Annotated in this window: 16 protein-coding genes; 5 read left to right on the top strand and 11 right to left on the bottom strand. The window is 60.3% G+C overall.

Features of this window, described 5'->3' with window-relative positions; translation table 11 throughout:
* Window positions 1-314: 314 nt before the first annotated feature.
* Window positions 315-1,757, top strand: coding sequence for a sulfatase-like hydrolase/transferase (locus ACZ9HU_RS21335; protein ID WP_476107906.1), 1,443 nt, complete (start codon window positions 315-317; stop codon window positions 1,755-1,757).
* Between the two features lie 563 nt (window positions 1,758-2,320).
* Entirely contained in the window at window positions 2,321-3,364 is a 1,044-nt protein-coding gene (locus tag ACZ9HU_RS21330; RefSeq protein ID WP_476107905.1) for a rod shape-determining protein, read from the top strand.
* Between the two features lie 42 nt (window positions 3,365-3,406).
* Here ACZ9HU_RS21330 and ACZ9HU_RS21325 read toward each other — a convergent pair whose 3' ends face one another.
* From ACZ9HU_RS21325 to ACZ9HU_RS21310, 4 genes are all read right to left on the bottom strand, one after another.
* On the bottom strand, window positions 3,407-3,787 hold the full coding sequence (locus ACZ9HU_RS21325) for a glycine zipper 2TM domain-containing protein (protein WP_476107904.1): 381 nt from the start codon (window positions 3,785-3,787) through the stop codon (window positions 3,407-3,409).
* A 113-nt stretch (window positions 3,788-3,900) separates the two neighbouring features.
* Complete coding sequence (locus ACZ9HU_RS21320) at window positions 3,901-4,608, bottom strand: superoxide dismutase (RefSeq protein ID WP_476107903.1); 708 nt, start codon at window positions 4,606-4,608, stop codon at window positions 3,901-3,903.
* Window positions 4,609-4,621: 13 nt separating this feature from the next.
* Window positions 4,622-5,935, bottom strand: a complete 1,314-nt coding sequence (gene chrA, locus ACZ9HU_RS21315) for a chromate efflux transporter (protein ID WP_476107902.1) — start codon at window positions 5,933-5,935, stop codon at window positions 4,622-4,624.
* Between the two features lie 201 nt (window positions 5,936-6,136).
* Window positions 6,137-6,595: an Lrp/AsnC family transcriptional regulator gene (locus ACZ9HU_RS21310; RefSeq protein WP_476107901.1), complete on the bottom strand. Its 459-nt coding sequence runs from the start codon at window positions 6,593-6,595 to the stop codon at window positions 6,137-6,139.
* A 135-nt stretch (window positions 6,596-6,730) separates the two neighbouring features.
* Here ACZ9HU_RS21310 and putA point away from each other — a divergent pair, with 135 nt between their 5' ends.
* Window positions 6,731-10,369: a trifunctional transcriptional regulator/proline dehydrogenase/L-glutamate gamma-semialdehyde dehydrogenase gene (gene putA, locus ACZ9HU_RS21305; protein ID WP_476107900.1), complete on the top strand. Its 3,639-nt coding sequence runs from the start codon at window positions 6,731-6,733 to the stop codon at window positions 10,367-10,369.
* Window positions 10,370-10,374: 5 nt separating this feature from the next.
* Here putA and ACZ9HU_RS21300 read toward each other — a convergent pair whose 3' ends face one another.
* Window positions 10,375-10,653 (bottom strand): WGR domain-containing protein, encoded by a 279-nt coding sequence (locus ACZ9HU_RS21300; RefSeq protein ID WP_476107899.1) that lies wholly within the window; start codon window positions 10,651-10,653, stop codon window positions 10,375-10,377.
* Between the two features lie 146 nt (window positions 10,654-10,799).
* On the opposite strand from ACZ9HU_RS21300, the gene ACZ9HU_RS21295 reads away from it, so the two are divergent.
* Window positions 10,800-11,675, top strand: coding sequence for an ADP-polyphosphate phosphotransferase (locus ACZ9HU_RS21295; RefSeq protein WP_476107898.1), 876 nt, complete (start codon window positions 10,800-10,802; stop codon window positions 11,673-11,675).
* A gap of 35 nt (window positions 11,676-11,710) precedes the next feature.
* Here ACZ9HU_RS21295 and ACZ9HU_RS21290 read toward each other — a convergent pair whose 3' ends face one another.
* The 6 genes from ACZ9HU_RS21290 to ACZ9HU_RS21265 all read right to left on the bottom strand — a co-directional run bounded on the left by ACZ9HU_RS21290 (window position 11,711) and on the right by ACZ9HU_RS21265 (window position 20,619).
* A complete protein-coding gene (locus ACZ9HU_RS21290; RefSeq protein ID WP_476107897.1) occupies window positions 11,711-14,449 on the bottom strand; it encodes a TonB-dependent receptor plug domain-containing protein in 2,739 nt (912 codons plus the stop codon).
* A gap of 299 nt (window positions 14,450-14,748) precedes the next feature.
* Window positions 14,749-16,710 (bottom strand): alpha/beta hydrolase domain-containing protein, encoded by a 1,962-nt coding sequence (locus tag ACZ9HU_RS21285; protein WP_476107896.1) that lies wholly within the window; start codon window positions 16,708-16,710, stop codon window positions 14,749-14,751.
* Window positions 16,711-16,714: 4 nt separating this feature from the next.
* Window positions 16,715-17,029 carry an AtuA-related protein gene (locus tag ACZ9HU_RS21280; protein WP_476107895.1) on the bottom strand — a complete coding sequence of 105 codons (315 nt, stop codon included), beginning with the start codon at window positions 17,027-17,029 and terminating at the stop codon, window positions 16,715-16,717.
* Between the two features lies 1 nt (window position 17,030).
* Window positions 17,031-18,353 carry an acyclic terpene utilization AtuA family protein gene (locus ACZ9HU_RS21275; RefSeq protein ID WP_476107894.1) on the bottom strand — a complete coding sequence of 441 codons (1,323 nt, stop codon included), beginning with the start codon at window positions 18,351-18,353 and terminating at the stop codon, window positions 17,031-17,033.
* 11 nt (window positions 18,354-18,364) lie between these two features.
* On the bottom strand, window positions 18,365-19,639 hold the full coding sequence (locus ACZ9HU_RS21270; protein ID WP_476107893.1) for a CitMHS family transporter: 1,275 nt from the start codon (window positions 19,637-19,639) through the stop codon (window positions 18,365-18,367).
* Between the two features lie 71 nt (window positions 19,640-19,710).
* Complete coding sequence (locus ACZ9HU_RS21265; RefSeq protein WP_476107892.1) at window positions 19,711-20,619, bottom strand: LysR family transcriptional regulator; 909 nt, start codon at window positions 20,617-20,619, stop codon at window positions 19,711-19,713.
* 201 nt (window positions 20,620-20,820) lie between these two features.
* On the opposite strand from ACZ9HU_RS21265, the gene ACZ9HU_RS21260 reads away from it, so the two are divergent.
* Window positions 20,821-23,040, top strand: a complete 2,220-nt coding sequence (locus ACZ9HU_RS21260; protein WP_476107891.1) for a TonB-dependent receptor — start codon at window positions 20,821-20,823, stop codon at window positions 23,038-23,040.
* Window positions 23,041-23,069 lie beyond the last annotated feature (29 nt).

Genomic DNA, 23,069 nt, shown 5'->3' with positions numbered 1-23,069 from the left:
CGAACATGTCGGCGCCGACAACATGTCCTATGGACGTGACTACATCGCCGACTGGTTCGCCGAAACGCTGGGAGGACATACCGCATGAGCCGCCGCTTTATCGACCTGTCAATCACGGCCAGGGAAACGCATCAGGTGCAAAGCAGAAACGCGGCGCAACCCGCCGAATAATCAAGATCACGGGAGAGCAGGCAATGAGCAATGGAGAAAAACTTGACCGGAGATCTATTCTTGGCGGTATTGCAGGGGGTCTTGCCACCGCCGCTTTGAGCCCTGCATTTGCAGCCCAGAATACTGGGGCGAAGCGGCCCAACATGATCCTGTTCTTCATGGATGAATGCCGCGCCGATGCACTGGGGTCCTATGGCAATCCTGTTTGCAAAACGCCCAATCTCGATGCCTTTGCGCGACAGGGCACGCGCTTTGCCGATTGCCATGTGCAGCATCCGGTGTGCGGCGCATCACGATGCAGTCTGCTGACAGGCCTGCCCGTATCGAACACGGGGCATCGCAGCCTCTATTACTTCCTGCGCCGCGATGAACCCAACCTGTTCCGCTATCTCAAGGATGGCGGCTATGACACGTTCTGGCTGGGCAAGAATGACGCGCTGGCCGAGGAGAGCTTTCCGCTCAGCCTGACCGAATGGCATGGCGAGGTGAACACCTGGGCGCGTGCGGCGGGGCGCGGTCCCGCCTTCGATCTGGGCAAGCCCAACCTGATGCTGATCAACGCCAAGGTCGATCCCAAGGCCACCTCGGACTATCTGCTGATCCAGCAGGCGATCAAGATCCTTGAGCGCGGAGAACAGGACAAGCCCTTCTGCCTGTTCATCGCCCTTAATCAGCCGCATCCGCCCTATCTGGCGCCGCAAGGCTTCCACGATCTCTACAAGCCGGAGAGCCTGCCGGCTCTGGCGCCGCCGGGGCTGGCGCAGAAGCCGATGTTCCATGACGCAGTCCGCAAGGCCTATCACCTCGATCAGGCCACCGATGCCGATTTCCGCCAGGTGCGCGCCACCTATTACGGTCAGGTCAGCTATGCCGACTGGCTGTTCGGCCAATTGATGGAGGCGCTGGAACGCAGCGGGCGGGCAAAGGACACGATGGTCATCGCGTCCTCCGATCATGGCGATTATGCTGGCGATTACGGCATGGTCGAAAAATGGCCCGGCGGGTTGGAGGGCAATCTGACCCATGTGCCGCTGATGATCCGCATGCCGGGCGGCGCGCAGGGGCATGTGGTGCCCGAAATGGTCGAACTCTATGACGTGATGGCCACGATGCTGGAGGCAGGTCAGGTGCAGGCCCGGCATACCCATTTCGCCCGCAGCCTGATGCCCCAGATCATGGGCGCGCCGGGCGATCCCATCCGCGCGGCCTATACCGAGGCGGGCTATGACACGTTTGAACCACAGGCCTTTGAACCGGCAATGGAGGGGCCTGCCAATCTCTATACCGCCAAACATGAGTTGCAGAACGAGCAGCCCGCCACCGTACGCCGCGCCGCCGCTGTGACGACGCAAACCCATAAATTCGTGGCGCGGCCCGGAGGCCAGTATGAACTTTACGACCGAAAGCGCGACCCGCTGGAGCAGAAAAACCTGATCAATGATCCCAAACTAGCCAAAATCCGCAATGCCATGGCCGACAATCTGATGGCCCACTATATCTCGACCACGGGCGTACCGCCGATCGAACGTGATGGTCGCGAAACGCCGGAATTTTACGTTATGCCAAAGTTTCATTCCAAGGCTTAGGAACATTCTGACGGCAAAGCGGACGAGCATTGGGACAGTGCAACGCTGATGCTCCCGCCGCCCCGATAAATTCACAACTGAGCTGGTGCAAACCAGCCAGCACATATCAAGACGCGCCCTGCCCTCTCTTGTTTTACTGTCCGTCGCCGAGGATATTCGTTAAAGGACAATTAGCGCAGAATTAGCACAAAGCGCCCTTCCTGATGCCAGAGATTTTCGCACAGGATTTGCGGAAATCGCCAAGTCTCTGCAGCTCTCGATCAGGGTGAAACGGAGGCCTGGGTTTAGGCATCAAATTTTGTTACCGGATGGTCCTCTGCCATGATGCCCGTGACGGCCGACAATTCGTGCTGTTGCTCAATGAGACCATGTGGCCGAGAACATCGCGCTGGCTCATGGGTCACAGGTGGTTCAGCCGTCAATCGATACAAAGCGTTGTAAACCTCGCCTCACATTCGCCCATCTCATGTCTGCGCCCGTGCATCGCAAGGCGGACCATCGGTTCATATTCGGCTCATCTGGCTGGGCCTCCTTCCATTCGCTCCTGACAACAGAGTGGCGACATGTCGATATTTGACCGAATTTCCTATGCCTCATCCGATTTGGCGATTGATCTGGGCACGGCCAATACTGTGGTCTATGTCCGCAACCAGGGTGTGATCATCGCGGAGCCTTCGGTCGTCGCGTTACAAACCATCCAAGGCGTCACCAGTGTTCTGGCTGTGGGCAATGACGCGAAACTGATGATGGGGCGCACGCCCGATCATATCAAAACGGTTCGGCCGCTGCGCAATGGCGTTATCTCGGACATTGATGTGGCCGAACAGATGATCAAGCATTTCATCCGCAAGGCGCAGGGCCAACGCGGCCGCATTCTGGGCAGCCCGGAAATCATCGTCTGCGTCCCTTCCGGCTCTACCTCGGTCGAAAGGCGCGCAATACGGGATGCTGCATCCAACGCGGGCGCGCGCAAAGTGTGGCTGATCGAGGAAACCATGGCCGCGGCCATCGGCGCCGATTTGCCCGTGACCCACCCCATCGGTTCGATGGTGGTCGATATCGGCGGAGGCACCACCGAAGTCGGCGTCATCGCCACCGGCGGGATCAGCATGGCCATGTCAGTCCGTGTCGGCGGCGACCGTATGGATGATGCGATTTCATCCTATATCCGGCGCGCCCACAATCTGTTGATTGGCGAGGCAACATCGGAAAAAATCAAGCTGGAATTGGGCGCGGCCCGTTTGGCCGAGGATGGCTCTGTGCCCACCACCATCGTCAAGGGGCGCGATCTGGTGCGGGGTGTGCCGCTGGAAATCACCATATCGCAGGCCGAAATCGTCGAGGCTTTGGCCGAACCTGTGGGGCAGATTGTCGCGGCGGTCCGCAGCGCTTTGGAAAACACGCCGCCGGAAATCGCGGCCGACATTATCGATGGCGGAATCGTCATGACGGGTGGCGGCGCGCTGTTGGCCAATCTTGACGGATTGCTGGCGTCTGAAACCGGCTTGCCTGTCATCGTTGCGGAAAACCCGCTCAATTGCGTCGCCATGGGGGCCGGACGCGTGCTGGAGGATACGTCCTATCGCGGCGTCCTGCACGCTATCTAAAGCAAAGTGGGTAAGCGCACTAAACGCTTACCCACTTAACAATCAACGACAGGTGACATTGCCCTTGTCGATGGCCTGACCCAGAACCGCACCGCCGGCAACGCCCAGAATTGTGCCAAGGGTGCGATCGCCACGCCCCGCCACCTGATTGCCCAGCAAGCCGCCAACGGCCGCACCGACGACAAGACCCGTCGTGCCGTTGCTGCGACGACAGTGATAGCGCCCGTCGTCACCGCGCCAGATCTGGTCATTGCGCGACATACGCCGCGGCCCCATGTCACGCCCGCGATCCATATAGACATATTCGCGATCATGGGCACGGCGGCCATGCGCAGGCGCCCATGGCGGCGGGTCCGCCATAACCGGCGTGGCGATGGGCAAAGTGATGGCCACAAAAGTGGCGGCAAGAATGGCCTTGCGCATGAAGCGAACTCCCTTGTTCAATATCGCGTCTTCGTTGCTATGACGCGACTATGGCCATGGGCGCCCCAACCCAAGCTGAACGGACGCGACGGGTAATGTTCAGGATGACAGCCTTACGCCCTTAACGCTTGGCGATAGCGCGCATCGACGACCGACCATGCAATATTGTGCATAAAGGCATCGACATATTTCGCCGCCGCCGCGCCATAATCGATGGCATAGGCATGTTCATACATGTCCAGCACCAACAGCGGCACACCCGTCACCGGCCCGTTGGTGTGATCCCATGCCCAATAATTATGCAGCGACCGTGTGTATTGATTATACGCCAGAATGCACCACCCCGATCCGCCCGCCAATGCCATGGCGGTGCGCCGGAATTCGGCCTCCCACGCATCGAAACTGCCATGGCTTTTGGCCAGAGCATCGCGGATGTCGCCTTTGGCCACGCCATCGCCGCCCAATTGTTCGAAATAGAGTTCATGCAGGATCACCGATCCGGTCCGATGCAATTCCTCGCGCTTCAGATCGCCATAAATGACCGGCGGCAGATCCTTGTCCGCCATGGCGGCGGCAAGGCGCCCCTCCACCATGTTGAGCGCCTTGACCGAGCCTTGATAATTGTTTTCCCAATGCGACCGGATCAGCCTTTCCGACAGACCCGCCAGTTTCGCCGGATCAAACCCCAGTGGTTTTGGTTGATGTCCACCGGCAAACGCAGGGGCAGGAACGGATTGCGCCATCCCCTCCATCGGCGCGGCGGCGGCGGCTATGCCAAGGGCGATGCTGCCCAAAGCGTTGCGGCGGGATAGTTCGGTCATCGACACCCTCCTCTTATGCAATCTGCGACAACAACCAACCCGATGCGGCGGCACACGCCAGAACGGAAATGACGTTCCATTTGCGCCCGATGATCGCCCATGCCGAACATGCCGCAATCAGGCCCGCCCGCCAATCAAAACTGCCCACCACCGGCACGCCAAGGCTGATTGGTCCCCATGCGACAGCGCGCAAATCGTGGAACAGCACCTGTAAGGCAAACCATGCCGACAGATTGGCGATCACCCCGACAATCGCCGAAGTCACCAGCGCCAGCGCCCCTTTCAGCAATTGCGCATGTTCCAGCCTTTCAATCCATGGGGCCAGAGCAAAAACCCACAGGAAGCAAGGCGCGAAAGTGACCCATGTGGTCAAACCCGCGCCCAACAGACCGGCCACCATCGGCGTAAAAGGCGCAGGCGCGCGAAACGCGGCCAGATAGCCGACAAATTGCGTGACCATGATCAACGGGCCGGGCGTCGTTTCGGCCAGCCCCAATCCATCGGCCATTTCCTTTGCCGTTAACCAGTGCTGCGCCGTAACCGCCTGCTGCGCCATATAGGCCAGCACAGCATAGGCCCCGCCAAATGTCACAACCGCCAGTTTGGAAAAGAACAGCCCAACCCGCCACAACACATGATCACGGCCCAACAAGGTCAACACTGCCAGCATGGGCGCAACCCAGGCAACAGCGCCGATAGAGACCGCCAGAATCGTATGTTTCCAAGGTCGGGGGGACGCAGGCGGCACCTCCATGCCCGACTTTAACCCCAGCAAGCCCGGTCGCCAGCGTGCCACGCCCCAGCCGATCACCCCGGCCCCGATGATGACCAGCGGAAAAGGCGCGTTCAGCAAAAAAAGCGCGATGAAGGACACAAAGGCCGCGCCCTTGCGAAATGGTGTGCCCAAAGCCCGCCCCGCCAAGCGCAGCACGGCCTGCACCACAACGGCCAGAACCGCCGCCTTGATGCCCAGAAACAGCGCGGCAAACCACGAAAGATGCGCCGCCGCGCCATAAAGCATCGACAGCGCCAAAATTACCAATGCACCCGGAATGACAAACAACAGGCCAGCCGCCAGACCGCCGCGGATGCCATGCAATTTCCACCCGATCCAGATGGCCAGTTGCTGCGCCTCTGGCCCTGGCAAGAGGTGGCAGAAATTGAGTGCGTGGAGATATTGCTCCTCGCTGATCCAGCCGCGTTCATCGACAATTTCGCGATGCATCAGCGCGATCTGTCCCGCAGGCCCGCCAAAGCTGAGACAACCAATGCGCGCCGAAACACGGACCAATTCAAGAAAATCGGGAAGTTTCGCAGGTTCCGCCATCAATCCGTCCAATACCTTTCCTCCCGCAAATGCAGGATGGAGAAGGCAACACTTGGGCTGGCGCCTGACCGGGAGGTTGCTTTATCCCGCTTGTTCCATGTTTAAACACAAGTATCATGGCGAACAAGGGGGTTCCGTTAAACGGCTCTGAAACAGCATTCTCGCCGGAAATCCTCGCCTCTATGCTGATGCCACGCTGGCTCAGGTTACCGAATCGATGATCGTTTCCATCACCACAAAGGTCGATGTGCTGGCCACATGCGGCAGGCTGGAGATCTTTTCGCCCAGCACCGTGCGATAGGCCATGATATCGGCCGTCCGCACTTTGAGCAGATAGTCAAAATTGCTGGCGATCATGTGGCATTCCTCCACTTCCTCAACCAGCAGGACGGCGCGGCGAAATGCCTCCAGCGCTTTTTCGCGCGTATCCGACAGCTTGACCTCGGCAAAGGCGATATGGCCCACGCCCAGCTTGCCCGGATCGATCACGGCGCGAAAGCCGCGGATATAACCATCATCGACCAGTCGTTTGAGTCTAATCTGGCAAGGCGTCTTGGACAGCCCCACGCGGCGGGCCAGTTCAGTTATCGAAAGGCGCGCATCCACGCGCAATTCCTCGATAATTTTACGGTCGATGTGATCGATTTGGCTGATTTCCATAACTATGCCTTACGGTTGACCTAAAAATTGCTTCATATTTATCCAATCTGCACCACATGAAAGCCAATTTTGGTCGAACCGCCTAAGAACGATACAATAGAATGACGCCGTCCCTTGATAGACGGAAATTGATCCATGACTGACGCTTTGGCCCGCCGCGCCCCGTTCGCCGATTTCGCCCGCGCCCTTGGCGCGCCCAGCATCCTGCGTCAGGCGATCACCGCCGCCACCCGCCGATCAGAAACCGAATGCGTCGGCACCCTGATCGAGGCCGCCACCGCGCCCGAAACGGTACGCCCCGTGATCGCCGCAACCGCAACGGATCTGGTCCGCGCCCTGCGCGCCAAGGGACAACGCGGCGGTGTCGAAGGTCTGGTCAAGGAATATTCGCTCTCCAGTCAGGAAGGCGTCGCCCTGATGTGTCTGGCCGAAGCTTTGCTCCGCATTCCCGACAATGCCACCCGTGACGCGCTGATCCGTGACAAGATCGCGGGGGGCGATTGGCAATCGCATCTGGGCGGCGGGCGCAAATTCTTTGTCAATGCCGCGACATGGGGCCTGATCGTCACAGGCCGCCTTGTCGGCGCCAATAGCGAGGCGTCGCTTGGTGCGGCGCTGACTCGGTTGATTGCGCGGGCGGGCGAACCGCTGATCCGGCGCGGGGTCGATCTGGCGATGGAATTGATGGGCGAACAATTCGTCACCGGCCAAACGATTGACGCCGCCCTCAAACGCGCCCGCAAACTGGAGGCGCAGGGCTTTGCCTATAGCTATGACATGCTGGGCGAGGCGGCGACCACGGCGCAGGACGCGGCGCGTTATATACGCGACTATGAAAACGCCTTGGCCGCGATTGGGCGGGCCAGCAATGGGCGCGGCATTTATGCTGGTCCGGGGATCTCGATCAAATTGTCCGCCCTGCACCCACGCTATTCCCGCGCGCAGCAGGATCGCGTGATGGCCGAACTCCTGCCCCGCGTCAAAGCTCTGGCGGTGATGGCGCGGACCTATGACATCGGCCTGAACATCGACGCCGAGGAAGCGGACCGGCTGGAACTGAGCCTCGATATTCTGGAGGCTTTGGCCTTGGACCCGGACCTGTCGGGCTGGAACGGTCTGGGCTTTGTGGTTCAGGCCTATGGCAAAAGGTGTCCCTATGTCCTTGACTGGATCATTGATCTGGCGCGCCGCGCTGGACGCCGCATCATGGTCCGTCTGGTCAAGGGCGCCTATTGGGACAGCGAGATCAAAAAGGCGCAGGTCGAGGGGCTGGAGGATTTCCCCGTCTATACGCGCAAGGTTCACACGGACGTGTCCTATATCGCCTGCGCGCGCAAATTGCTGGGAGCGCGCGATGCGGTCTTCCCCCAATTCGCCACCCATAATGCCCAGACTTTGGCCACGATCTATCATCTGGCGGGCCAAGATTTCAAAATCGGTGATTGGGAATTCCAATGCCTGCACGGCATGGGCGAGGCTTTGTATGAAGAAGTCGTGGGTGCGGCAAAATTGAACCGTCCCTGCCGCATCTATGCCCCGGTGGGCACGCATGAAACGCTGCTGGCCTATCTGGTGCGGCGCCTGCTGGAAAATGGCGCTAACTCTTCCTTTGTCCACCGCATCTGGGAAGAATCGCTGGCCCCGGAGGATCTGGCCAAGGCCCCGGCAGAGGAAGCCCGCGCTATTTCACCCTTTGGCTCGCCCCATCCGGTGGTGGCCTTGCCGTCACAGCTTTACGGACAAAGGCGCAATTCCAAGGGCCTTGATCTGGCCAGCGAAACCGTGCTGGCGGCCCTGTCCAAGGATCTCGTGGCCAGTTCCGCCCGTGAATGGCGTGCCGCTCCGATGATCCCCGGCCTTTCAGCCGTGCGCCCGCAATTGGATGTCCGCAATCCCGCCGATCGCCGCGATATAGTGGGACAGGCCAGTTTTGCGCTGGGCCGTGATGTCGCCATGGCTTTCGGCGTAGCAAAGCGTGGGGGCGAAAGCTGGAGCAAGGTTCCCACAGACCATCGCGCCGATATTCTGGACCGCGCCGCCGATCTGTTGACCGAACGAATGGGGCCGCTGCTGGACCTGATCATCCGCGAGGCGGGCAAATCCCCGGCAAATGCCATTGCCGAAATTCGAGAGGCGGTGGATTTCCTGCGCTATTACGCCCAGCAGGCCCGCGCAAGCCTGACGCAGGCACAGGCCCCCATCGGCCCCGTCGTTTGCATCTCGCCATGGAATTTCCCGCTGGCGATTTTCATCGGCCAAATCGCGGCTGCTTTGGTGACGGGCAACCCCGTACTGGCCAAACCCGCCGAGGAAACGCCGTTGATCGCAACACAGGCGGTGCAGATCCTGCATGAAGCAGGCGTTCCAGTCGAAGTGCTGCAATTGCTCCCCGGTGCCGGCGATATCGGGGCGGCTTTGGTCGCGCATCCCGATGTGGCGGGCGTGCTGTTCACCGGATCAACGCATGTGGCCAAGCTGATCCAGCGCGAATTGGCGGGCCATGATGGGCCGCCCGCCGTACTGATCGCGGAAACCGGCGGTCAGAATGCGATGATCGTCGATTCCTCGGCTCTGGCCGAACAAGTCACCGCGGACGTCATCGCCTCTGCCTTTGACAGCGCGGGGCAACGCTGTTCGGCGCTGCGCATTCTGGCGCTGCAATCGGATATTGCCGATCGTCAGATCGCGATGCTCAAAGGCGCGCTGGCCGAATTGAAGGTCGGCAATCCGGATCGCCTGTCCACCGACATCGGCCCGGTGATCACGCAAGCAGCGCGCGATGCTATCCATGCCCATGTCGACCGCCTGGGCGGTGAGGGATGCGCGATATGGCAGGCTAACTTGAGCGCCGATACCAGCCACGGCAGTTTCATCGCCCCCACCATCATCGAAATCGACAATATTGCGCAAATCGGTGGGGAAGTGTTCGGCCCTGTCCTGCATGTCCTGCGCTTTGACCGGGATGATCTGGGCGGTGTGGTCGATGCCATCAATGCGACGGGATATGGGTTGACCTTTGGCCTGCACACCCGATTGGATGAAACCATTGCCGACGTGACCGGGCGGATTGCGGTCGGCAATGTTTACGTCAACCGCAACACGATTGGTGCGGTGGTGGGGGTGCAGCCCTTTGGCGGGCGCGGCCTGTCGGGCACGGGGCCAAAGGCGGGCGGGCCGCTCTATCTGGGCCGTCTGGTCCGCGCCATGCCCAGCATGGGCCTGCCCGGCCATCCGAAACCAGATGTCATGGGCCAACTCTGCCTCAATTGGATCGAGCAGATCGGTGATCGCGCCATGGCCGCTTTGGCCCGCAAAGCCATCGCACAATGCCTGCTGGGCCATGGCGGCGAATTGCCGGGACCAGTGGGAGAACGCAATCTCTATACGCTTCATCCGCGCGGCCATGTTCTGGCCATCGCGCAAACGCAGGAGGGTTTGGTTGGACAATTGGCCGCCGCGTTAAGCGCGGGCAATCGTGTCGATTTTCTGTGGTTGGGGCTGGGAAAACCAAAGCTGCCTTTTGAAATGACGGATGCCCTGCGGGTGGTTTCCGCCCTGCCCGAAACGAACCCCTATGCCGCGATTCTGATCGAACGAGGTTTGGAACCGGCTGTATGGATGCCCCGCATCGCGGCCATGCATGGCGCCATTCCTCTGGTGCAATATGCCGATGATGAAGGCGCCTATCGCCCCGACGGGCTGGTGGAGGAACAGACAATCTCGATCAACACCACGGCGGCGGGCGGCAATGCCAGCCTGATGGCGATGGTCTGAGGCCGTCAATCCGCAAACATTTGATACGGCACACCGATCCGCCGCCGCGCCGCGATGCGACGGCGGATCAACCCCTGCATATAGGCTTGTGCCTGTGCCGGTTCTTGGAAGGAAACGCGCCGCGCCCGCCCCACCGTGCCAATACGCCCCCATCGGCAATCCACCACCCACAGGCCAAACAGATCCCTGCTCAATTCGATCTGATAATGGCGGGCAATGTTGCGCGCAGGATTGACCGCCCGCAGGCTGATCGAACATGGCTGTGTCGTGTCATCTGTTGGCATGGGTGAACTATCCCGCAAGGGCGCGCGCGCTGTCCAACGAGGAAAATGAATCAAAAGCCCGCCACTGATTCACGCAACCGATCTTTTCCCCCGCCGTTTCAAGGCGCATAGAGTGCCAACCCTTTGGCAGGCTCGGAGATGGATCGATGGAAATTGCCCTCAAAACCTTTCGCGTTACGCCGGGCAAATCGGTTGATCTGAAAAAGCGCAAGACCAAGGTCAAACCAGCCTATCGTTCCAAAGAGGATTACGAGGCGATCCTGGCCGATCATGTCGCGCGCTTGACCGATCTGCAAAGGCGTCATTACGCCGCCAACCGGCACGGTTTGCTGTTCATTTTTCAGGCGATGGATGCCGCGGGCAAAGACGGCGTCATCCGCCACGTCATGTCCGGCGTCGATCCGCAGGGCTGTCAGGTCTATAGTTTCAAACACCCCAGCACGACCGAACTGGAACATGATTTCCTGTGGCGCGCCTGTGACAAATTGCCAGAGCGGGGGCAGATCGGGATCTTTAACCGATCCTATTATGAAGGCGTTTTGGTGGTGAAGGTCCACCGTCATGATCTGGAAGCCGAGATCGGACCGGATGCCGCTTTGGGCGATGCATTATGGCAGGACCGCTATCGCTCCATCCGCGATTTTGAGCGTCATTTGTATGTCAACGGCACCCGCATCGTCAAGATTTTTCTGCATGTTTCCAAGGAAGAACAGCGCCAGCGCTTTTTGGCCCGGATCGACGAACCGCATAAAAACTGGAAGCTGACCTCCGCCGATATCGAGGAGCGCAAATTCTGGAAACAATATAGGCACGCCTATGAGGAATGCCTGGAGGCCACCAGCACCAAAGAGGCGCCATGGTATGTCGTGCCCGCCGATGACAAGGCGAACGCAAGGCTGATCGTATCGCAGATCGTGCTGGATGCACTCGAAGGGCTGAACCCGCAATATCCCGAAATTTCGCTGGAAAAACGCGCGCAATTGCAGGCCATCCGCGCCTTGCTCGAAGCCGAGGCGGAATAGGAGGCGCGAGGAATACCTCACGCCCCCTTCCATTATCAGAATTTCGCGCCGACCCTGGCATAGATTTGTCGCCCAAACGGGTCCGAGATCGATGGCAGATAGCCGTTGAACTTGGCAAAGCCGGGGGCCGTGTCAAAGGCGTTGATCATGCCCGCCGTCAATGTGTAGCGATCATCGGCGCCAAACGTCTTGGTATATTGGACGTCAAAGACCGAAAACGCCTTGATCCGATCGGTCGGAGTTGCGCCCAGATTCAGCGCGTAATCGTCCAGCACGCCGGATGTATAGCGCCAGGTGATCGACAGATCATGGCTGCCATAGGCAAAGTCAGCGCCAGCCACACTGCGCCAACGCGGCGCGGCAGAGGCCGATCCGGGCGACTGGTTAAAGGCATTGCGATAGCCGATGCCATCATAGACCGTACCGCCCGTATCAATGTCATATTTCAGCAGATAGGTCACCGCATCGCGCAAGGTTACATCCACCTTGCCGACGTTAAAGCGATATTGCGCGGCAACGTCGATGCCCGACGTCTTGGTGCCGCTGGCCGCGTTAAAGCTGGTGACGTTGATGGTCTGGGCCGAACCCGTCGTTGTGTCACGGATGACCGCGCTGGAATTCGGATTGGCGCTGATGACCGCCTGCGCGCCTTGGGTCTGGATCTGGTTGTTATATTTGAACTGCCAGAAATCGACCGACAGCCGCATCTTGGACACGGGCAGGAAAGTCACGCCAAAGTTGAACACATCCGCCGTCTGCGGCTTCAGGTTCGGGTTGCCATAGGTGGCGATGGTGCGGAATGTGGTGGTGCCGTCTTTGGGATCGGTAATATTGCCCACGCCCGTGCTGATCAGGGCGTTCGAACTGTTGGCAATTGCGGGGGCCTGAAACGCCCGGCTCATCGAACCGCGCAGCGAGATTTGCGGCAGCACCCGCCAGTTGACCGCAACCTTGGGCGCGGTGGAATTGAAGCCGCCGTAATCTTCATAACGCGCCGCCGCATTGATGTTCAACCCGTCGATGACCTCGTAATTGGCCTCGACAAAGGCGCTTTTGACATTGCGCGTATAGGAATAGTTGCGGGCCGGACCGATGAAACCGCCAAAGCCGGAAAGCAGCAGATCCGAATAGATCCCACGCGATTTTTCCTTGCGCGCCTGAACGCCCACGGCAACATCAAGGCTGTGCCCGTTGATCGTGGCCAGCGAGCCATTGACCACCGCCTCGCCCACAAAATATTCGTTCTTGTAATCGGAAAATTCGTCGGTTTGCAGGTTATAGAGCAGCGAGGCGTCCTGCTTGGCATTGTCCGCCTGAAACGGGCTGTAATACAGGCAATTGCCAACGCCTGCACTTGCGCCCGAACCTGCGCCATTGAATCGAATGTTGCAATTCGGCCCGCCATAGCCGTTCAGCGCGGCCTGAAACAGGTTCATGTCGGTGTCTTTATCGCGGGCGATCGTATGGCTGCCCGAATAGGTGGCCGACACCGCGTATTTCCAGTCATTGAACAGCTTGCCCCGCGCGCCCAGCACATAGTGCTGCTGGTTCACGGTGTCGCGCATCACGCGATATTGATATCCGCCCGCAAAACCCTGTGCACCAATCGCACGGCCCAGAAAGCCGATGGTCACGCCGAACGGGTTATACGGATTGCTGGCCGGCATCAACGGCGGGGTCGCGCCATTATGCGTCTGGGCATAGGAGGGCACGCCATAACGGCTGGAATCCTGATGGTAATAGCTCAGCTCGGCATAGATCGTATGGCCGGGCGCGACTTCAAACGTCGTGTCATTGTGGATGTTCAGGCTCTTCGACTGGGGCCGGATCGGGTTTTGCGCCTGATAGGAATAGGCGCAATTGCCAAGGCCAAACGTCGCGCCGCCTGTGGGCAGATAGCGGCTCGACGTGCCCTGCGCACCGCAATTGGGGTCAACAACCGTCAACGTACCGTTCGACGCCTTGTTGGCGTCATAGAGCGTCGAATAATTGTTGCCGTTGATAATAACATCACCGCCGGTGCTGGTCTGCGGACGGCCATAAAGGACGAAGCGCCCCGGATAGCCGGTGGTCGAAGCGTTGAAGAAATTGGTAACAGCGCGGTCGCCGTTCTGCAGATTGTCCTGAAAACGATAGCTGGCCGAAAACACGCTGTGGATGCGGTCATTGCCAAGACCGACCATCGCCTGCACATTCCAGGCGGGCGATTTGTCCATGCTGATATATTGCGCCGACATTTTGACGCCGGAAAATTTGGTGTTGGTGATCAGGTTGAACACGCCCGCCACCGCATCCGCACCATAGGTAGATGACGCGCCATCCAGCACCGTTTCAACCCGATTGACCGCAATATCAGGCGTCAGCGAGTTGAGGTTCACATAACCATCACCTGCCTGCGGCGTCACACGGCGCCCGTTGAGCAGCACCAGCGTCGCGCCCGAACCCAGCCCGCGCAGATTGGCCGAGCGCGTGTCACGCGTGTCCGCCCCACCCTTTTGCAGATCCTGCATCCCACCTGTCGATCCGACGTTCTGCGGAATAAAGCGCGTGAGATCGCCGATCGAGGCCACGCCGGTCTTTTCCAGCGCCTTGCTGTCCACCGAAACAATGGGCGAGGCGCGATCTTCCTGCCGCACATTGCCCAGATAGGAACCGGTGACGATAATGTCCTGCACCTTGGCTGGCGCGGCATCCTGCGCGGCGACCGGCGCTGCGCCCACCAATGCCAGCCCCGACAAGCCGCCCATCAATAGCGCTCGTGTCGATAAATTCATGATTTCGCCCTCCCTGAACACCGCGCCGAACGAGGAGCGAGAATGCAGACGGGCACAGTCAAACGCGCCATCAACGGCGTGATCCTGTCCTTTCGGTGCAGCCTCTTGGTCCCTGTTTTCCCCTTCGGCGGGGCTTTCCAATTTCTGGGGGCAAGGATGGCCGAATTGGTTCAAGAACGGAAATATAATATTCTGATTGATTGATGCGTATGGGTTATCAAATAGGCAGATTCGCCAAGAAAAAGGCCGCCACGCAAACAAGTGCGCAGCGGCCAACATATTCCACCGAAAGAATTATTTCAGTCGATCAGCACCTTACTTGCCTCTGCCTGCGCGATCAGCCTGTCGCCATCGACCGCCAGCAGCCATCCTGCGGCCTTCTGTTTCGCCACTGCCTTGCGCACGGCGGCAACAAAACCGGCATGGTCGTGATAGCGCTCCGAAAGCGACAGGCGCGGATCGTGCTTTGCCAGCCTTTCCGCCTTGGTGCGTGCAAAGGGGATGAAACCTCCGGCAAAGCCGCAACCGCCCCCTGCCTCATAGCCGCCCGCCTTTACGTTCCAGCCCAGATGCGTACCCAACGGAACCTGAAGCGCGACAGCCGGTACGCCCGACGTTTCATTGCCATCACGATTCACCCGCGGCACCCGCTGCGGCAAGGCACCCAGCACGCGCGGTGGCTGGCGCGAGATCACGCCGCTGGTGTCATAGGTGTTATACCCCGGCCCAAAATCATAGCTGAGCAGCGAATTGAGTTTGCCATCGGGCACAGGCGCGCCGGGAATATCGGGCCATCCCATCAGGCCTGCCTTGGCCTGCACCAGATCGCCGCCCTTGATCGTGGGATAACGGCTGGGCAAAGGCGCCTTGCCCGTCTTGACCCAGGCCACCAACATCTTCTGTGCCACCCGCAGGCTTTCCAGCGAGGAAATTGCATTGCCCGACAGAACACATCCCGGCGGCGTCGGATCGCCGCCCACCGGAAAACCTCCGCTCCACGATCCGCCATGGGTCGTGCTGGGGAAGTAATAGCGACGGACATTGGGCGGCAAAGGCAGATCACGCTTCCCATCGGTCCCGATCAAACCGGGCGACATGCGCAAGCCCCAGAATTCGGCCGAACCGAAAGTCTCCACCACCTTGGGACAGGTCTTGCTGGCGTGGCAGCGGTCAAGGAAACTCGTCCCCCCCTTGCCCCGCGCGCGATCGTGATAGGGCGCCCACCATAATGTCCCCTCGCTGCCCGGTTCGAACAGGCCCGCCGCCCCGCCCGGCACGCCAAAACGCAGGTTGAGCGGAACATGCCGCGCCGCGATATTGGGGTTCACGCCATCAAACACCCGCCGCCCCTGCTCATCGGCGTTAAAGCCCAGATTGAGGAAGGTGCGGACATAATTGCCCGACTGCGACGTACCACTGGCAACGGCATAGCGGATCTTGCCCGCCGGATTGGGGTGGCCCGCATCATCATGGTCGGCATGACGCAAAAACGCGACCAGATCGCGCGTCGCGGCAAAACCCAGCCCCAAAACCAGCGGATCCTTGCCTTCATACGCAAGCGTATAGGCAAATTTGGGATCAAACCCGCCACGCAGGCAAATCCGCGTCGGATCGGGCGTGCCGGGAAAAGGCGCGGTGCGACAATCGGCAAAGGCCCAATCCGTCGGCTTGATATCTTCGGGCGGAGCGCTGTCTCCGGCAAGCCGCATCAATCGCGCCTTGGTCGTGTCAAGTGAAACCGGAACGGGACGCGGGGTCGGGCGCCCGATGCTGCCGGTGATGGGCAGGCTGACGCTGCCCACAGGCATATCGACAAAGCGCGCGAGTACCGGCCCGGTCAGCCCCTTGGCCACGGGCACGCGGGCGGTTTGCAAACCAGCGTCCTCGGGCAAATCCCCCTGCCAACCGGACACGACGCGGACATAGTTCAGCGTTTCCGGATCGCGCAGGATATTGCCGCGATTGGGCACGTCATAAAACAGCATATCGCTGCCCCCGATGGGCCGGGTAATGGCAAAGGTGGCCGAATATTCCACCATGCCTTTGGCATTGCGGGGCGCGGCGGCAATATCGGTGATGATGCTGTTATGCGGGTCATTGGGCGCGACCTCGCCATAAAAACGGCCGCTGACGGTTTCATAGCCGGGTTTGTCGGCGGCTGTCTTTTCCACCTCGATCCGCGTCAGGCGCGCATCGGCGGCATGGGGCGCGGTGGCAAGGATCGTCGCACCCAACAGCGCGTAACGCAAAGGCTTCATCATCGGATCACTCCGGCAAAAGGGAAAGGTCGAGCAATTGCGCGCCCAGCGTCTTGCCATGCGCGTCAAGCGATAGGGAACGGGTGACGCCGCCCTGCAACGCCCCCTCCAGAACCAGATTGACCGCACCCAGCGACGGCAGTTCATAGCGCCGGATCACGCGCGGGTTCAGACCCGGCAAATGGGCCGCGACCCTTTCTGGCGTTACCGCCGCGATCAATCGCGGGTAATCCTCGTTGCGCAGGGCGATGACGGCGATTTGCGAAATGTCGCCCTTATCGCCCGTGCGCACATGGGCAATGTCGCGCAAAATTCCGGCCATCTCAGGCAATCTCCATATGAACGCGCGTTTGCACCAACGCGCGGGGGATCAGGGTTGAGGCCACCGCCAGCACCTTGCGCACCGAACGTGTGACGCCGCCCCCGCCCATCGGCCCGTTGGTGTACAGGGCCTCAACCTCTGCGCCGATGGCCGCGGCGGCCGCCGCGCTGGGGGTTCGCGCCGAGATGCGGACCCGGACTTCGGCTGGCTCTGCGCCACGGCCACGCCGGTCCACCGCATCCATGCCGATAAGGTCGCAACGCAATTCGTCCACCTGCGCGCCGATAATGCGCAAACGTTCCTGCACGATCTCAATCGCCAGTCGCCCCCGCGCGGCCGCACCCGGACCGGCATAGGAAATCTGCCCTTCGCCGACATAGCCGTCGTGATAGGCAATCGAGACTTTCAGCGTGTCGGGCGCAGGCGCGCCTTTGCCACCGGAAACACGAACCCGGTCGGGGCCGATCTGTTCAATGCCCACGTCGCGGAAATCGGCGCTGACATCGGCCTGAAGATAGGCCGCAGGGTCAAGGATTTCGTAGAGCAATTGCTCTTTCACCGTCATCGTGTCGAGCCGACCGCCGCTGTCCGCCAATTTGCCCAGAATGGCCGTGCCGTCGCGGGCCACATCGGCATAGGGAAAGCCAAGCCGCGCCAGATCGGGCACGTCCTTCTCCCCCGGATCGGCGAAATAGCCGCCGCAAACCTGCCCTGCGCATTCCAGCAAGTGGCCGATCACCGTCCCCTGCCCCAGCATGGTCCAATCATCAAAGGACCATCCGAATTCATGGGCCAGTGGGCCAAGAAACAATGCCGGATCGCACACGCGCCCGGTGATGACCGTATCCGCGCCTTGCTCCAACGCCATGACGATGCCCTGCGCGCCCAGATAGGCATTGGCCGAGACAATAGCATCGCCCAGATCGCGGCTGGTGCCCGGACGGTCGATCAGCGGATAATCCCCCGCCAGAACGAGGTCGAGCACATCGTCCCCCATCACCGCCGCTGTACGATAACCGGCAAGGCCCAGTTCGCGGGCAATCTGGGTCACCTTGCGCGCGGCACCCAGCGTATTGGCCGCGCCCATATTGGTGATGATCCGCACCCCGCGCGGCGCGGCCAGCGGCAAAGCGCGGCGCATCCGCGCCTCCAGCAAGGGATCGAAACCCGCCTCCGGGTCCGCCGCCCGCGCCGCTTGCGCCAGACCGATGGTTCGTTCGGCCAGACATTCAAAGGCCAGGTAATCAAGATCGCCATGTTCCAGCAGGTCCAGCGCGGGTTCGATCCGATCCCCCGAAAATCCGGCGCCGGCGCCAATACGCAAGGTCGAACGGGTCAAAGCGCAAAAACTCCCAAAGCCAGTGCGGCCAGCGTCATCACCAGCGAGGCGGCAAACAGCCATGGAATGGCAAACCGCTGATGCGCGGCCAATTCAACGCCCGACAGGCCCGCGACAAGGAATGTCGCCGGGGTCAGAGGGCTGACCGGAAAACCGGTTGTCATTTGCCCCAGCAATGCGGCCTGCGCGACCTGTACGGGGGGCAAGCCGAATTGATGGGCCACCTCGGCCAGCACGGGCAGGACACCGAAATAGAAACTGTCGGGATCAAAGATCAGGCTGAGCGGCATGGCCAGAACCGCAACGATAGGCGGCAGATGCGGCCCAAGCGCGGCAGGCATATGCCCGGCTGCGGCCGTGGCGATGGCCTTGATCATCCCGCTTTCATTCATAATGCCGGTGAACACGCCCGCCGCCATCAACACGCCCACCATCTGCAAGGCCGCCCCGGCGTGGGATTCGATCCTCTCCCTCTGCACCGCTGGCGAGGGAAAGTTCAGCAGCAGGACCAGCGCGGTGCCGATCATAAAGACCACCACGGGTTCAACCTTGCCCGACACCATCACGCCCACCACGATCAACGCGAGGGCAGCGTTGATCCAGAAGAAGCGGGGCAACGGGGGTGCTTCAACAGCGTATGAACCAACGCTTGCCCCGCGCAGGCCAAGGCGGCGTTCTTCGCGCAGGCCCAGCCACCACGAAACCGCGAAGACGAAGATCAGGCCCACCACCTGCACCGCGATCATGGGGGTGAAGATTTCACTGACCGGCATTTTAAGCGCAGAACCTGCACGCAGGGTTGGCCCAGTCCATGGCAGGAAATTGACCCCTGCCGCCATCGATGCGGTGCAGGCCAGCACGCGGCGATCCATCCCCAACTCATCATAAAGCGGGCGAAGCGCAGGGATTGTAATGAGAAAGCAAACCGCCCCCGAACCATCGAGATGGATCAGCAAGGCCAGCAAGGCCGTGCCGACGGTAATACGCTTGGGATCCTTGCCCACGGCGCGCAAAACGCCCGACACAAGAGGTTTAAGCACACCTGCATCGGTCAGAAGGCCGAAAAAAAGAATGGCAAAGACGAACATGCCCGCGACCGGCGCGATCCGCGTGATGCCCGCGATCATATAGGCGGGCATATGCGCCGCGCCGCCAATGGCCAGACAACCCAGCACCGGCGCAAGGATCAGCGCCACCAGCGGCGACACCCGCTGTGACAGGATTGCGGCCAACAACCCCAGAATAGTGGCCGCAGCCACAGTTGCGAGCATGATCCTCTCTCTTTCGATCAGTTTTTATGCCGATCCACCATGCCGCAAATCCATTGATGCAACAATTAGACTTATTCTATCTTTCCATCAGCCATATGCATCAATTCTTCGAAAAACGCCAGAGCAGCGGGCGATAGCGTGCGCCCCTCCATCCGCGACACGCCAATTTGCCGCAAAGCCACAGGCGCCTGCATCACGCGCCAGGCGATGTCCCCCGCATGGGACAACAGCGGCAAGGTCGATTGCGGCAGGAGTGATACGCCCAGGCCAGCCGCGACCAGCCCGCCCACCGTCGCCAGTTGCGAACATTCAAACAGGGCGGGCGTGACAATATCCGCACGGGCAAAGGCGGCATCGGTCAACATCCTGACACTGCTGCGCGGCTCCATCCCGATAAAGGGCATGTCGCGAAAGATGCTCCACGGCGCAGGATCGGGGATCGCATCCGCATCGCGCGCGTGGCAAACCAGCACACAGGCATCGTCGAACATCGGGGTAAAGGTGATCTCGGCCTGTCCATGAGGCTCGATAGAAATGGCAAAATCGATCAGGCGGTCCTGAAGGCTTTGATACAGGCCCGATGTCAGATTTTCGCGCAAGATGATCTCTACATGGGGGTGGCTCTGGCGGAATCCGGCGATGACGCGAGGCAGGAGATTGGCCGCAACCGATGGCAAGGCGCCGACCACGACCCGCCCCCTTTGCCCCTCGAACGTCTGCTTCAATTCGCGAAAGGCCTGATCGAAATCACCGGTCAGGCGCTCGACCGTGGGTAACAAAGCGGCGCCGGCGCTGCTGAGGCGGACATTGCGCGAATTGCGGTCAAACAGACGGACGCCCAGATCCTCTTCCAGCAACTTGATCGTCCGGCTGAGTGCGGGTTGCGAGAGGTTGGCCATGCGCGCGGTCTCGCTGAAGCTGAGCGAACGGGCGACCTGAAGGAACAGGCGCAGGCTGGAAAGGCTGGGGGTGCGCGACATGATAGTGGTCAGACTACCCCGATCATTCAATTTTTCAAATCAATCGAGATAATTGATGCATCATCGTCGCAGGTGTGACGAAAATGGCACAAACCGCGCGATTTTATCGCCGCCATCGCTTGGGATTTGGCGGCCCGAATTATTATGTTATATAGCATAACTATCAGGCGCCCGAACGCGCCGAGGATCTGGAGAGGAAATATGAAAACTATCCGCGTCGCACCGTGGCTCGCGTCCGCATTGCTGGCCACCTCCTGCCTGGCCGCTGCGCCCGCCTTTGCCGCCGATCAGCCCGCCGTTGACGCCGCAGACAAGGACATCGTCGTCACCGCCCAGCGCCGCCGTGAAAATGTCCAGAACGTCAATATTGCCGTGACTGCGCTGTCGGGCGACGCGCTGGTGGACAAGAAGATCACCCGCGCGATCGATCTCCAGACCGCCGCGCCGGGCCTGACGATCTCGCGTTCGGGGGTGACCGATTCGTTCAACATCCGCGGCATCGGCCTTGCCTCCGGCTCGCCGCAGGTGACCAATGGCGTGGCCACCTATATCGATGGCGTGTTCCAGCCGCCCATCGTGTCGAACGGCCAGTTCTATGACATGGCAGGCGCCGAAGTTCTGCGCGGCCCGCAGGGCACGCTGTCGGGCGCGAACTCGACCGGCGGCGCAATCTATCTGACGACGCAACGCCCCAAGCTGGGCGAAACCAGCGGCTATATTTCGGGCAATTACGGCAATTACAACAATGTCGGCGTCAATGGCGCGATCAACCTGCCGTTTGGCGAAAAGTTTGCCGTGCGCGCATCGGGCCTGTTCAACCAGCATGACGCATGGTTCAAGGACGTTGGCCCGGCGGGCAACCAGCCCGAACGTCTGGCCGAAATCGACGGCCGTATTCAGGCCCTTTTCAAGTCGGGCGGCTTTCAGGCCAACGTGAAGGTCGAGGCCACCCAGCGCAAGACCGGCGGCTTTGCTCTGCAACCGATCAACACGACCGCGACCAACAACCCCTATGTCGCGGGCCGCACCAACACGCCGTTCACCGTCAGCTTTGACACGCCGGTTTCTAACTTCGAGCGCTCCTTCGCTACGGTGCTGGAACTGAAGTATGAATTTGCCGGCGGCCTGACCCTGCGTTCGCTCACCGCCTATCAGAACAAGCGTCTGGCAGCTGTCAGCGACACCGACGCCACATCGCTCACCACGCGCGCCTCGCTGGCGGGCGGCAACAATGTGCGCGAACGCGTTTACAGTCAGGAAATCAACATCATCTCGCCCGACACGGGCAAGTTCAAATATGTCATCGGCGGATATGCGCAACGCAACAAGGTCGACCTGCGCAACTGGAACAGCACAAATGGCGGTTTCACCAGCCTGCCCCACCCCAACACCAGCAAACTGTTGCTGGGCGCCTTTGGTCAGGCGACTTATCAGCTGACCGAAAAGCTCTCGGTGGATGCGGGCCTGCGTTATTCGCGCTTTGAAGTGACCGGATCAAACGCCGTTTACAGCGCGGCGCCGGGCAGCACCATGGCCATGATCATCGGCGATCCGCCGGTGGGCGCCACCGTCCTTGCCCCACAGACCGGCCACGAAAGCGATGGCCGCGCCACGGGCAAGATCGCGCTGAACTACAAGCCTGACGCCGACAATCTGATCTATGCCTTTGTGGCGCGCGGTTACAAGAACGGTGGCATCAACCCGCCCACGGGCACTTTTGCCCCCGAAACCGTGATGGATTACGAAGCGGGCTGGAAATCGACGCTGTTCAACCGTCACCTGCGCACGCAGATCGGCGCGTTCTATATGAAGTATAACAACTTTCAGATGGACGTGATCAATCCCGCATCGGGTCAGAACGGCGTGGTCAATCTGGCCAATTCGGAGATCAAGGGTTTTGAAGCCAGTTTCCAGGCCAAGTTCAGCGCTCTGTCGATCGACGGCGGCCTGTCCTATGTTGACAGCAACCTTTCGGGCTTCAGCCTGATCAACAAATGGCTGGTGCCTGCCGCCTCCAACGGCTTCCCCCAGTGCAACGGCAGCAACGCGGCACGCTGCTTCAACTATGCCGGCACTAGCGTAACCACCAGCGGCGGCTCGAACCTGTATAGCCCGAAGTGGACGTGGAACCTGACGGCGGCCTATCGCATCGAAATGGGCGACGATATGGTCATCACCCCGCGCATTGGTTATGCCTATATCGGTTCGCAATGGGCCTATCCGACCTATCAGACCAGCACGGACCTGATCAACGCGCGCGGCCTGTGGCAGGGCAGCATCACGCTGGACAAGGGCACGTGGAAGGCCGAAGTCTATGGCACCAATCTGGCCAACAAGTTCTATGTCGCCGGGCAAAGCGGCCGCAACGAACTGTATGGCGCGCCGCGTGAATATGGTGTGCGCGTAACCAAAAAGTTCTGATTGGACTAACCTCCGGCAGGTCAACCGAC

This window comes from Novosphingobium sp. Sphag1I (assembly GCF_056279125.1).
This window is presented reverse-complemented; position numbering and strand designations above follow the sequence as displayed.